The organism is Xanthobacter sp. SG618 (assembly GCF_012932745.1).
In the GTDB taxonomy this organism is placed as follows: Bacteria; Pseudomonadota; Alphaproteobacteria; order Rhizobiales; family Xanthobacteraceae; genus Xanthobacter; species Xanthobacter flavus.
The window spans coordinates 479,132-492,618 of the sequence record NZ_JABBHL010000003.1 but is presented as its reverse complement, the minus strand read 5'-3'; the positions used below and the strand labels follow the sequence as shown (position 1 = coordinate 492,618).

At 69.0% G+C, this 13,487-nt stretch carries 8 protein-coding genes; 1 reads left to right on the top strand and 7 read right to left on the bottom strand.

From position 1 onward, the window contains the following. Positions 1-7: 7 nt before the first annotated feature. The 6 genes from FHT36_RS11640 to FHT36_RS11615 all read right to left on the bottom strand — a co-directional run bounded on the left by FHT36_RS11640 (position 8) and on the right by FHT36_RS11615 (position 6,440). Positions 8-1,282, bottom strand: coding sequence for a diguanylate cyclase (locus FHT36_RS11640; RefSeq protein ID WP_169122652.1), 1,275 nt, complete (start codon positions 1,280-1,282; stop codon positions 8-10). A gap of 107 nt (positions 1,283-1,389) precedes the next feature. After that, positions 1,390-3,885, bottom strand: a complete 2,496-nt coding sequence (locus FHT36_RS11635) for an ATP-dependent helicase (protein WP_407077070.1) — start codon at positions 3,883-3,885, stop codon at positions 1,390-1,392. A 55-nt stretch (positions 3,886-3,940) separates the two neighbouring features. Beyond that, entirely contained in the window at positions 3,941-4,174 is a 234-nt protein-coding gene (locus FHT36_RS11630) for a hypothetical protein (RefSeq protein ID WP_169122650.1), read from the bottom strand. Between the two features lie 74 nt (positions 4,175-4,248). Then, entirely contained in the window at positions 4,249-4,623 is a 375-nt protein-coding gene (locus tag FHT36_RS11625; RefSeq protein ID WP_169122649.1) for a cupin domain-containing protein, read from the bottom strand. 4 nt (positions 4,624-4,627) lie between these two features. Then, positions 4,628-6,184, bottom strand: a complete 1,557-nt coding sequence (locus tag FHT36_RS11620; RefSeq protein WP_169122648.1) for an MFS transporter — start codon at positions 6,182-6,184, stop codon at positions 4,628-4,630. After that, on the bottom strand, positions 6,138-6,440 hold the full coding sequence (locus tag FHT36_RS11615; RefSeq protein ID WP_169122647.1) for a hypothetical protein: 303 nt from the start codon (positions 6,438-6,440) through the stop codon (positions 6,138-6,140). Before FHT36_RS11615 ends, FHT36_RS11620 begins: the two co-directional genes overlap by 47 nt. Before the next feature lie 165 nt (positions 6,441-6,605). Here FHT36_RS11615 and FHT36_RS11610 point away from each other — a divergent pair, with 165 nt between their 5' ends. Then, a complete protein-coding gene (locus FHT36_RS11610; RefSeq protein ID WP_169122646.1) occupies positions 6,606-8,465 on the top strand; it encodes an AI-2E family transporter in 1,860 nt (619 codons plus the stop codon). Between the two features lie 15 nt (positions 8,466-8,480). Here the strand turns inward: FHT36_RS11610 and FHT36_RS11605 are convergent, their stop codons facing one another. Next, entirely contained in the window at positions 8,481-13,307 is a 4,827-nt protein-coding gene (locus FHT36_RS11605) for an NAD-glutamate dehydrogenase (RefSeq protein WP_169122645.1), read from the bottom strand. Positions 13,308-13,487: the final 180 nt, after the last annotated feature.

The window sequence follows — 13,487 nt, the reverse complement described above, 5'->3', positions numbered from 1 at the left end:
GAAAACGTCATCCGTTGTCGCTGAGGCCGCCGTCGCCTGTCGCCCCCGTCACGCGGTTGCGCCCGGCGGCCTTGGCCGCGTAGAGGCGCTTGTCGGCCGCTTCGAGCAGTGCCGTCAAGGTCTGGCCGTCCTCGGGCAGCGTGGCGACGCCGATGGACAGGGTCTGCTTCCGTACGCCGTCCGGCAGAGCCAGCGCCGTCACGCTTTCGTTGAGCATGTGGGCGAGCGCCACCGCCGAGATATGGGACACGCCCGGCGCCAGCACTGCGAATTCGTCGCCGCCATAGCGCACCACATGGTCCGACTGCCGAAGGCTCTCGGAGATGGCACCCGCCAGCTGCCGCAGCACCGCGTCACCGGTGGCATGGCCGTGGATGTCGTTGACCTCCTTGTAGTCGTCCACATCCACCAGCAGCAGGCTCATGGGCCGGCCGGTCTTGCGGGCGATCGCCACGAGGTCGCGGCCGAGCGGCTCCAGCTGGCCGCGGTGGAGCACGCCTGTGAGTGGATCGAGCCGGGAGGTCACCTCCAGCTGCTCGTAGCGCTGGCGGTAGGTGAGGGTGTCGAACACGTCGGCGATGCGCGGGCGCAGCGGATCTCCGGCCATCTCGAAGCGGTCGAGATAGAGTGCGAGCATCAGGGCATAGAAGCCGGCCGCCACCATCTTGCCGACCCAGCCGCCGATGCCCGCCGAGAGCGGCACGTCGAGCGCGAAATGCAGCACGCCGAAGAAGCCCACCTGATCGAAGGTGAGCACCAGCGCGAGCGTCGCCCAGATGACCGCCACTGGATACCGCTTCACTCGCGACGAGAGGCGCTCGTAGAGGAGGATCATGGCGATGGAATCGATGAAGAGCAGCAGCGTGCTCCACACCGCCAGCGCGCCCAGCTGGTCCATGAAGGCGATGTCCCCCGGCACGCCGGGGGCCGGGACGACATCGTGCAGGCGCAGCAGGAAGACGAGCGCCAGCATCACCAGATTGCCGAGGAAAAGCCCATAGATGGGCTGGCGCGCCACCAGCGCATCCTCGCGAATGTACACGAGCAGCAGAAGCGCCAGCTTTCCCGAAAATAATACCACAGAGCCGGGCGACAGGGAGACCGAGAAGGGCAGCTGCACGTAATAGGCGGCAGCCAGGTACGTCTCCATGAAATGGAGCGAGCCCAGTGCGCAGAAGAACACGCCGATTCCCAGCGTTCCGCGCAGGCGGAACAGCGCGAGCATCGCGCCGAAATACACCAGCATTTCGGCGCCGAGCAGGAGGATGTTGAGTGCGATCATCGATCTGAAGTCTGCGGCGCGGGCGACGCTAGGGGAAGATCAGGGCAAAGATGAGGGGCCGCCCCGCCGGATCGAGGCGCCATTTCCCCTCGCCCCTGAGGACTGCGTCAGGCCTTCTCGACGAAGGTCTCCAGCACCCGCTTCTCGCCGGCCTTGTCGAACTGCACGGTCAGCTTGTTGCCGTCGATGCCCGTGATTTCGCCATAGCCGAACTTGATGTGGAACACCCGCTCCCCCCGCTTGAAGGCGGAGGACGAGGCCGAGGACGAGGCCACCAGCGTGCCCTCGATCACCATCGGACCGCGCCGCGCCGCCGCGCCGGCATCGTAGCGCCCGCCGCGCTCGGAGAAGCCGCCACGGCCGCCGCCACTCCCGCCACCGGCTTCGGTGCGGGCGCGGCTGGTCTGCGCCCGCTGCCAGCCGGGGGTGGAATAGGAGGAGGCGGCGAAGGGCTCGGCCCGGTCGAACCGGCTCTGCCCGTAGCTGCCGCCCCCGCCATAGGACGAGCCACCCCAGCCCATGCCGCCGCGGCTTTCCTCGACCTGCACGTGGGCATCGGGGAGTTCGTCGAGGAAGCGGGAGGGGACGGTGGAATTCCACATGCCGTGGATGCGCCGGTTGGAGGCGAACCAGATGCGGGCGGAGGCGCGGGCGCGGGTGATGCCCACATAAGCGAGCCGCCGCTCTTCCTCGAGGCCCGCCTTGCCCTGTTCGTCCAAAGCGCGCTGGTGGGGGAACAGGCCTTCCTCCCAGCCGGGCAGAAAGACGGTGTCGAATTCCAGCCCCTTGGCGGAATGCAGCGTCATTACCTGCACCGCATCCTCGCCGGCACCGTTGTCCACGTCCATCACGAGGGAGATGTGCTCGAGGAAGCCGGGCAGGCTCTCGAACGGCTCCATGGAGCGCACCAGCTCCTTAAGGTTTTCCAGCCGGCCGGCCGCCTCGGCGGAGCGGTCCTTCTGCCACATCTCCGTGTAGCCGCTCTCGTCGAGGACGATCTCGGCGATCTCGGTGTGGGACATGGTGCGCGCCTGCTCGCGCCAGCGCTCGAAGGCCTGGATGAGCCCGCGCAGCGTGCCGCGCACCTTGGGCTTCAGCTCCTCGCTCTCGGTGAGAACGCGCGCGGCTTCCTGCAGCGGCACGCCGGCCGCGCGGGCGACATCGTGGATCTGCTTCACCGTGGCATCGCCGATGCCGCGCTTGGGCACGTTGACGATGCGCTCGAAGGCGAGGTCGTCGGCGGTGGAGTTCACGCAGCGCAGATAGGCCAGCGCATCGCGGATTTCCGCCCGCTCGTAGAAGCGCGGGCCGCCGATGACGCGATAGGGCATACCCAGCGTGACGAAGCGGTCTTCGAACTCGCGCATCTGGAAGGAGGCGCGGACCAGGATGGCGATCTCCGACAAGCGATGCCCGGCGCGCTGCAGCGCTTCGATCTCCTCGCCGACGGCGCGGGCCTCCTCGCCGGAATCCCAGGCCCCGGTGACGGAGACGCGCTCGCCCTCGTCGCCCTCGGAGAACAGGGTCTTGCCGAGCCGCCCCTCATTATGGGCGATGAGGTGGGCGGCGGAAGCGAGGATGTGGCCGGTCGAACGGTAGTTGCGTTCCAGCCGGATGACCTTGGCGCCAGGAAAATCGCTCTCAAACCTGAGGATGTTGTCCACCTCCGCGCCGCGCCAGCCATAGATGGACTGGTCATCATCGCCGACGCAGCAGACATTCTTCGAGCCCTGCGCCAGCAGGCGCAGCCAGAGATACTGGGCGACGTTGGTGTCCTGATACTCGTCCACCAGCAGGTATTTGAACCGGCGGTGGTATTCGGCGAGCACGTCGGGGTTCTCGCGGAACAGCCGGATGCCTTCCAGCAGCAGGTCGCCGAAATCCACCGCGTTCAGCGCCTTGAGACGCGCCTGATAGGCGGCATAGAGCATGCCGCCTTTGCCGTTGGCGAAGACGGCGCCCTCGCCGGGCGGCACGTCCTTCGGCGACAGGCCGCGGTTCTTCCAGCCGTCGATGGTGGCGGCGAGCAGGCGTGCCGGCCAGCGCTTCTCGTCGATGTTCTCGGCAGCGAGGAGCTGCTTGAGCAGGCGGATCTGGTCGTCCGTGTCGAGGATGGTGAAGCCGCTCTTCAGCCCCACCAGCTCGTGGTGGCGCCGGAGGATGCGCACGCCGATGGAATGGAAGGTGCCGAGCCAGGGCATCCCCTCGATCTGGTCGCCGACCATGCCGTGGATGCGGTCCTTCATCTCCCGCGCGGCCTTGTTGGTGAAGGTCACCACGAGGATCTGCGAGGGGAAGGCGCGGCCGGAGGCGAGGATATGGGCGACACGGGCGGTGAGCACCCGCGTCTTGCCGGTGCCCGCGCCGGCCAGCACGAGGAGCGGTCCTTCAAGCGTTTCGACCGCCTCGCGCTGCTCGGGATTGAGGCCGGAAAGATAGGAGGCCTGCGGCCCGGCGGGCGCAATGCCGGCGCGGGCCCGGGCGGCAATGCCGCCGGGCTTCAGGCCGGGTAGCTCTGGCACTCCGCCGGGCTCGTGGCCCGGACGGCGCGGGGATTCAGGCGGTCTCAATGCAAAAGGTCTCGGTGCGCGTGATTCGCTCAAGGGAACAAAATGGCATCGCGCGCGCCGGATTGCGAGCTTGGCCGCAGGCGAGCCTTTACCGGAGCAGTTCGGCGGTGCCTTCGCGCCGCCAGGTACGCGCCCTAAGCCGCGGCGCCAGCCACCAGGAGAGCGGCGCGGAGATGATCGACGAGCCGAGCACCACGAAGGGCATCAGGGTCATGGCGTCGCGCGCCAGAGGCGACAGCAGAAGCAACAGGAGGGCGGCGAAGAACGTGACCGCCTGGATCATCATGAACAGCATGGCGGCGAGTTGCAGCCGGATCGACATGGGCGAGCCTCCTTCGGAAACGACGTCTCGAAAGGGCAACATGTCCGGGGCGATCGCGGTTCCCGCCACGCGGTTCAAGTTCCGGCGAGATCGGCCGCGGCATCGGGCAGGGACGCTGCGCCCGTGCCGACTACGGGAAGATGCACCACGTAGAACTTGCGCACCGCGGTCACGCTCTTCCAGACCCCCTTGAAGCCCGAGGGGATGACGAAGGACTGGCCGGTCACGAAGGTCTCGGTGTGGCCCGAGGCGTCAGTGAGTTCCACGGTGCCTTCGATGAGGACGCAGAACTCGTCCTCGTCATAGCTCACCTCGATCTCCGACGGGGCGGAGGCCCAGAAGCCCGCTGAAAAGGCGCCGGTGCGATCCTGATACCATTCATGCACCGTCGTCGCGGCGTTGGGGTCCAGCGGCGGAGCGGGATCGAAGCGGATGGAGCGGATGGTCATGGCGTCACTCCCTGCGCGCCTGGTTCGCTGTGCGTGGCCCATCCTTCGCCTGTCCGCCATCCGCCCGCAAGGGTGTCCGTAGCCCTGCAACAAGAACGGCCCCCACGCTGAAGAAGGCGACCAGCACCGCCACCCCCGCGCGCTGGCTACCGGTCAGCGCCGTCACAACGGCGACCGATGTCGGGGCGGCGAACGAGGTGATCTTGCCGGAGAGGGCGAACAGGCCGAAGCATTCGCCGATGTTCTCAGGCGGGGCGAGGCGCACCAGCAGGGTGCGCGAGGCCGATTGCAGCGGGCCGGCGACGATGCCGATGAGCAGCCCGAAGCCTACATAGACCTTCTCCGGCAGCGATCCGTAGAGGCCGGTCCCCGGCGGGGTGGGCACCAGCCCGAACAGAATGGAATCGTGGGCCACCGACAGGAGGCCCACGCAGGCGAGGAGCAGTGCGAGGAGGGCGAAGAGGATGACGATGCGCGGGCCGAAGGCATCGTCCAGCCAGCCGCCCGCCAGCGCCCCGATGGTCGCGGTCACGGTGATGAGGATGCCGAAGATGCCCATCTCGATGGAGCCCCAGCCGAACAGGCCGGCGGCGAAGATGCCGCCGAAGGCGAACAGGGCGACGAGGCCGTCCGCATAGATCATGTTGGCGATGAGGAAGCGGGCGAGCGCCGGGCGCGTCCGCAGCTTCGGCACCAGCCCGCGGATTTCCGACAGTCCCTTACGCACCGCCTCGCCCAGCGGCACGCTTTTTCTGCGGTCGGGCACGAACAGGAACATGGGCAGCACCAGCACAGCGAACCACAGGGCGGTCAGCGGGCCGGAGAAGCGGTCGCCCTCGCGGGTCGCGGCGTCGAGCCCGAACGCCGGCGGCCGGCCGATGAGGGTGAAGCCGGTATCCGGCGCGGTGGAGAAGAAGCAGAGCATCAGCGCGAGTGCCACCAGCCCGCCGAAATAGCCCACCGCCCAGCCGGTGCCGGAGAGCCGGCCCAGCCGCTCCGGCGGCACCAGGTCCGGCATGATGGCGTTGTTGAAGACGGTGGCGAACTCCACCCCGATGGTGCCGATGGCGAAGGCCGCCAGCACCAGCGGGATGCGCGCCGTGTCACCCGGCACCGCGAACCACAGCAGCGCCGACCCGGTCATCAGCATCAGCCCGAACGCCGCGATCCACGGCTTGCGCCGGCCGGAGGCATCGGCCACCGCCCCGAGCACCGGGGAGAAGATGGCGATGACGAGCCCGGCCGCGCCGGTGGCGAAGCCCCACAGGCTCTGCCCCTCGGCCGGTGTCGAGGCCACGGCGGAGGCGAAGTAGGGCGCGAAGATGAAGGTGGTGATGAGCGCGAAGAAGGGCTGGCAGGCCGGATCGAACAGGATCCAGCCGATCACCGCCCGGCGCGGGACGCGGGCGTAGGGCTGCGAGGAGGGCAAGGGCGGGTTCCGCAATGGCTGGCAAAAGATGCCGCACCATGGCAGCACCCACGTCCGAGGGGAACCATCCCGGGCGCGAAACCGCTCAGGCGGGAAATTCGGGCATGGGCTCGGCGCCGGCCGGCACCACATGCTCCACCAGCGCCGCGACGGCGGAGGCGACCAGCACGGCGGCCCCCACGGGCGCGACGGAGAAGAAGTCCTCCTGCACCGCGTTGCCCTCCTCGTCCTTGAAGGCGGAGGAGGCGGCGCGCACGGCGACCGCCTCTGTCACGAGGTAGCCGTCCTTGACGAGATCGCGCGCGATGGCCTTGGGCGGGCGCTTGTCACGCACGTGCAGCGGGTTCTCCTCGCCTGCGGCCCGCCAGACGACCTTGTAGATGTACATGGCGCTTCGCTGCTCCCTGCGGACATCTCTTCCCTGAACGCCAAGGTCGAGCCCCCCGTTCCGATCCTTCCGCATTCTGATCCTGTTTGAATGGATCAACTGCCACGCCGCAGCGTTGATGCCGTGTTCGGCGCCGAGGGCGCGAGATTGGGGAGAGAGGCGGCGATGCTGCAGTCACAGGATCCGTCGTTGCCCGGCCCGGCCGCAGGCGTCGATCTGCCCGGGCGGGACCGGCTGCTCGCCTTCTTCACCGCCATCGCCATCGTCACCGTGCTCTATGTGGGGCGCGACGTGTTCGTGCCCATCGCGGTGGCCATCCTCCTGTCCTTCGTTTTGGCCCCGGTCATTCTCGTTCTCAGGCGGGTGCGGGTGCCGCGCACGGCGGCCGCGGTGGTGGTTGTGATCGCCACCTTCGTCGGCCTTCTGGCGCTGGGCTCCGTGATCGCGCTTCAGACCTCCGATCTCGTGGCCGAACTGCCGAAATACCGTTTCAACCTCAGCGAGAAAATCCGCTCCGTGAAGGAGGCGACCGGCGGCTCCGGCACGTTCGAGCGGACCATGGACATGATCCAGGACCTCGGGCGGGAGCTGGAGGCGCCGGACCCGGCCAAGGCCGTGAAAGAGGAGGGCGGGCCCTTCGCGACGGGCGGGCGGCCGCTCCCGGTGGAAATCCGCCAGCCGCCGCCGGGCACGCTCGGCACCCTCTCCACAGTGATGGCGCCGCTGCTGCATCCTCTGGCGACCATCGGCATCATCTTTATCTTCGTGCTGTTCATCCTGCTCCAGCGCGAGGACCTCAGAAACCGCTTCGTGCGCCTCGCCGGTGCCCACGACATGCAGCGCACCACGGCGGCGCTCGACGATGCGGCGCGGCGGCTGTCCCGCTTCTTCCTCACGCAGGTGGCGTTGAATGCCGCGTTCGGCACGGTCATCGGCCTCGGCCTGTGGCTCATTGGAGTGCCGAGCCCGCTTCTGTTCGGTATCGCGGCCGCGGTGCTGCGCTTCGTGCCCTATGTGGGCGCAGCGGTGGCCGCCGCATTGCCCATCGGCTTTGCGCTGGCCGTGGATCCCGGCTGGACCATGGTGTTTTCCGCGTTCGCGCTGTTCATCGTGGTGGAACCGCTGGTGGGGCACGTCATCGAGCCCCTGCTTTATGGCCGCTCCACGGGCCTCTCGCCGGTGGCGGTGATCGCCGCCGCAACCTTCTGGACCTGGCTTTGGGGACCCATCGGGCTGCTTCTCTCCACCCCGCTCACCCTGTGCCTGGTGGTGCTCGGGCGTCATGTGGAGAGCCTTGAATTCCTGGACGTCGCCCTCGGCGACCGGCCGCCGCTTTCGGACAGCGAACTTCTCTACCAGCGGCTCCTGGCGGGCGACCCCATCGAGGCGGCCGCCTCCGCCGAGGATGTCCTGCGTCAGACCGATCTCGACGCCTATTGCGATGGCGTGGTGCTGCCGGCTTTGAAGCTCGCCCAGCGCGATGCCGCGCGGGGCGCGCTCGATGCCGAGCGTCAGGTCCGCATCCGCGACACCCTCGCCGATCTGCTGGAGCATCTGCCGGCGCCCGAGGAGAAGGTCGCGGCCGAAGGGGCGGATGCTGACGATGCCGGTCCGCGTCCGGAAGGGCCGTCCGTGCTGGTGCTTCCCGCCCGCTCGGCCCTTGATGAGGCGGCGGCTCAGTTGCTGGTCTACCGTCTGATAGCGGACGGTGTCGCGGCCGAGGCGGCGGCGCCTGGCGGCGCCCGGCGGCTGGCGACGGGGCAGGCCGGGATGGTCGTCCTCGCCTATCTTTCCCCCGCGACGCCTGCGCACCGCCGCTACACCATCCGCACCCTGAGCCGCGACCGCACCGGCCGGCGCGTGGTTGTGGCCGATTTCATGGCCGATGGACCGCCGCCCGTGCTTCAGGGCGAGGCGGCGGCGGTGTCCACCGTGAAAGGCGCGGTGGAGGCGGCGCAGATGGAGGCGCCCGCGTCGGAGCCTCCGGCTGCCGCCGTGGTCCCGGTGCGGGCGGGAGCGGCCTGAAGGGGGGCGCCCCCCTCAGCCCTTCACCAGATCGCCCAGCAGGCTCGCGGCCAGCGTCAGCTTGGAAAGGCTGAGGCCGGACTGGGCGATGTCGCGCACCGTGCGGCGCATGCGCTCCACCTCCTCGCGGCGGCGGGCCACATAGGCTTCCACCGCAGCCTCGCCGGAGACGCCCTCCGCCAGCATCGCCTCAGTGATGCGGCGCAGGAATGTCTCGAGCTGCGCCAGCGAGCGGTCCAGCGCCAGCCGGTCGTAATAGTCCGGGGCCATGATGCTGCGGGACTGGGTGAGCAGATCGTCGATGGCGAAGTAGCGGCCGGCGGCGAAGAAGGTGCTGGCCGCGCTGGGGATGGCCTTGCCGGTGGTCTCGGCGATCAGCGCGATGTCGGAGGCCGCCGCCAGCGCCGGCATGGAGGCGACGCGGCGGGCAAGTTCTTCCGGCACCCTTTGGGCGACGAGATCCGCCACGCGCCCGGCGCGATCCTTGCGCCAGATTTCCGGCAGGCTCTCGTCGAGCGCGGCCGCGACCGCCGCAACCCCGCTGCGGTAGCGCTCGACCACGCCGGCGATGCCGTCGGCGAAGGAGACGTTGCCGAGGAACCAGATGGTGCGTCCCACCATCAGGTCCTGCACCGCCGCATAGAGCTGGAGCTGGACGTGCCCGTCCACCTTGTTGTCCAGCGCGTCGATGGCGGCGGTCAGTTCCGGCAGGTGATAGCTGTCGCGCACCGCTGCGAAGGCGCGGGCGATGGAAGCGGCATCCCCGCCTGTCTGGTCGGAGATGCGGGCCATGGCGGAGGGGCCGCCCTGGTTGACGATCGCGTTGGCGAGGCCCGTCGCGATGATCTCCCGGTGGAGGCGGTGGGTCTCGATGGCGTGGGGATAGCGGTCCTGCAATTCGTGCGGGAAGTAGTGCACCAGCTCGCCGGAGAGATAGGCGTCGTCCGGCACGCTGGAGCCGATGAGGTCGTCCTTGAGGGCGAGCTTGGCATAAGCGAGCAGCACCGCCAGCTCGGGCCGCGTGAGATGCTCGCCGCGCGAGCGGCGGTCGGCGATCTCGGCATCCGAAGGCAGGAACTCCACCGAGCGGTCGAGCTCGCCCCGCGCCTCCAGCATCTGCATCAGGCGCTGCTGGAAGGCGAGGTCGTCCGCCCCCTTCAGTTCGGCGAGGGACAAAGCGAGGGTTTGGTCGTAATTGTTGACGAGGACGAGGCGCGCCACCTCGTCTGTCATCTGCTTCAGCAGCGCCGCGCGGTCCGGCACGCTGAGGTCGCCCATCTCCAGGGGCTTTGCGAGGGCGATCTTGATGTTCACCTCCACGTCGGAGGTGTTCACGCCGGCGGAATTGTCGATGGCGTCGGTGTTCAGCCGCACGCCCTTGCGCGCCGCCTCGATGCGCCCGCGCTGGGTCATGCCGAGGTTGGCGCCCTCGCCGATGACGCGGGCGTTGAGATCGGCGGCGGCGATGCGCACCGCATCATTGGCGCGGTCGCCGGCCTGCGCGTCGGTCTCGGCGGAGGCGCGCACGTAGGTGCCGATGCCGCCGAAGAACAGCAGGTCCACCGGCGCCTTCAGGATGGCGTTGATGAGCTCCGCCGGCGTGGCGCTGGCCTTCGGGAAGCGCAGCAGCGCCCGGACCTCTTCGGAGAGGTCGATGCTCTTGGCGCTGCGCGGAAAGATGCCGCCGCCCTTGGAGATGAGGGAAGCGTCGTAGTCGGCCCAGGAGGAGCGGGGCAGATCGAACAGGCGCCGCCGCTCGGCGAAGGCGCGGGCCGGGTCCGGTTCGGGATCGAGGAAGATGTGGCGGTGGTCAAAGGCCGCCACCAGCTTCAGCGCCGAGGACAGCAGCATGCCGTTGCCGAACACGTCGCCCGACATGTCGCCGACGCCGGCCACGGTGACAGGCGTGGTCTGGATGTCGATGTCCATTTCCCGGAAGTGGCGTTTCACCGCCTCCCATGCGCCGCGGGCGGTGATGCCCATGGCCTTGTGGTCGTAGCCCACCGAGCCGCCCGAGGCGAAGGCGTCGTCCAGCCAGAAGCCGTGCCGCGCGGAGATGGCGTTGGCGGTGTCGGAGAAGGTGGCCGTGCCCTTGTCGGCCGCCACCACGAGATAGGGGTCGTCCCCGTCGAGCCGCACCGTATCGGCCGGGGGTATCACGGCGCCGCCCTTCAGATTGTCGGTGAGGTCTAGGAGCGAGGAGACAAACACCTCGTAGGCCGCCGTGCCCTCGGCGAACACCGCCTCACGCGAGCCGCCGGCCGGCAGGCGCTTGGGCACGAAGCCGCCCTTGGCGCCCACGGGCACGATGACCGCATTCTTCACCTGCTGCGCCTTCACGAGGCCGAGGATCTCGGTGCGGAAATCCTGCGGCCGGTCGGACCAGCGCAGGCCGCCGCGCGCCACCTTGCCGAAGCGCAGGTGCACGCCCTCCACGCGGGGCGAATAGACGAACACCTCGTAGAGCGGGCGGGGCAGGGGCAGGCCCTCCACCTTCGCGCTCTCGAACTTGATGGCGATGGGCTCGCGCAGGCGGCCCTGCGCATCCTTCTGGTAGTAGGTGGTGCGCAGCGCTGCATCCACGAGGTTCACGAAGCGCCGCAGGATGCGGTCCTCGTCGAGGCTCGACACCGCGGCGAGAGCGTCGTCGATGGCCGCGCGCAGCGGCGCCTCGCGGGCGGCGCGGGCCTCGGCGGAGGTGTCCAGCGCCGGGTCGAAGCGGGCCTCGAACAGGCCGACGATGGCGTGGGCGAGGGCGCCGTGGCGGTTCAGCGTCTGCCAGATATAGTCCTGCGAGAAGGGGATGCCCGCCTGCCGTAGGTAGCGGCCGAGGGCGCGCACCAGCGCCGCCTCGCGGAAGCTGAGGCCGGCATCGAGCACGAGGGCGTTGTAGCCGTCATTCTCCGCCGCGCCGCGTAGCACCGCGTTGAGGCAGTCCTCCAGCCGCGCGGCCGAGCCTTCCACCGAGATGGAGCCCCCGTCCGCCCGCTCCAGCGACATGTCGTGGACCCAGCTCTTGGGACCGCCGGCGGGCTCGATGCGGAAGGTGCGCTCGTTGATGGCCTTGAGGCCCATATTCTCCAGCATGGGCACCCGCGCCGCCAGCGGCAGGGGCGCGCCGAAGGAGAGAAGGCGCAGGGCGATGCGCCGGTCGTCGTCACCCTCGCGCTGGTAGAAATCGAGGGCGACGGGCCGTTCCTCGGAGAGGCGTTCCAGCAGTTCGATGTCGGCGAGCGCCGTCGGCACGCCATAGGCCGCGCGGTAGCCGGGGTCGAACGCCTCCACATAGCGTCGCGACAGGCGTGCCGCATCCCCGGCGTCGATGCCGGGGACATTCGCCACGGCGGCCGAAAGGCGGTCGCGCCAGGTGAGGATGGCGTCCGCCACCGCCCGCTCCAGCTCGCTCTTGTCCACCTCCGGGATACGCCCTTCGGTGCGGCCGATATCGTAATGAACGCGTGTGAGCGGCAGGCCGGCGACGAACGCCTGTTCCAGGGAGGTGACCGTGCCGCCGTAGGACTTCTCAAGGATGGCGCCCACCCGGTCGCGGACCTGCGCATCGAACCGCTCGCGGGGCAGGAAGGTGAGCACGGAGACGAACCGATCGAACCGGTCGGCCCGCGCCAGCACCTTCAGGCGCGGCCGGTCATAGAGCGAGAGGATCTCGCGGGCGTGGACGAGCAGCGTCGGCACGTCGATCTGGAACAGGTCGTCGCGCGGGTAGGTCTCCAGCACGGTCGACAGCGCGCGGGCGGAATGGCTGTCCGGCTCGAGCCCGGCGCCCCGGATGACCGAATCCGCCTTGAGGCGCAGATAGGGGATCTCGCGCAGGGAATGGGTGTAGGCCGTGGAGGCGAACAGGCCGATGAGGCGCACCTCGCCGATGAGCCGGCCTTTTTCGTCGTGGGCCTTGATGCCCACATAGTCCATCACATCCCGCCGGTGCACCCGCGAGCGCAGGCTGGCCTTGGTGAAGAGCAGCGGGGTGGGGCCTTCGAGGAAGGCGCGGATTTCCGGCGTCGTCACCACCGGCGCATCGCCGAGGCGCAGTTCGTGGACGTCGGGATTGCGCAGGATGCCGAGGCCGCTATTGGCCTCGGCCTTCAGGCCGTCCTCGCTCAGCTCGTAGTGGCGCAGGCCGAGGAAGATGAAATTGTCCTCGGTGAGCCATTCGAGAACGTCGGCGGCTTCCTCGCGGGCGTCGTCGCCATAGGGTCGCTTCTCGCGCCGGTAGCCTTTCGACAGGCTCTTCACCTGCTTGCGCATGGCGGAAAAATCGAGATTGGCCGCGCGCACGTCGGCGAGCGTCCTGTCCAGCCCCGCCTTCAGCTCCGCCGCCGCGGCCTCGTCGATGGCGGCGACGTGGATGTGGATGAGGCTTTCGCGGTTTTCTTCCGAAAGGCTGCCGGGACCGGAGTTCTCCAGGCCGCGCACCCCGCCGTCGCCGTCGCGCTCCACATGCAGGATGGGGTGGGCCGCAAGCTTCACCACCAGCCCCCGGTCGGCGAGTTCGCCGGCAACCGAGTCAAACAGGAAGGCCATGTCGTCGTTCACCGCCTCGATGACGGTGATGGCCGGCCCCGGCAGCGGCGGATTGAACACCCGCACGTTCGGCTGGCCCTTGGGGCGGCCGGCCACATGGGCCCAGGCCTCGCGCAGCAGGAGGGCGATGCAGGCCGCCGGAAGCGGCGCCAGATCCTCCGGCGCCACGGCGGCGAGGAAGGTGTCGGCGAAGCCGGCCGGCAGATGGGGCGCGTCGCGCTCGATGAGCGCCTTCATCGCGGCCAGAGCCGTCTCGTCGTGGAGCCCGTGTGCACCGGCTTGAAATCCCATGACGTTCATGGCCTTTCCTCACTGTGTGGTCGCCGGCTGCGGGTCCCGCGTTCGGCGAGCATGACGTTGTGGCCGGGAGCGGCGACGCTGGAATGACGAGGCGACCCAATGGCATCGAAAGTGAAGGCAGCAGGGGGCGTGGAAAAGGCCAAAAGCGCCACTGCCGCAAATAAAGGCAGGCCCGAAACT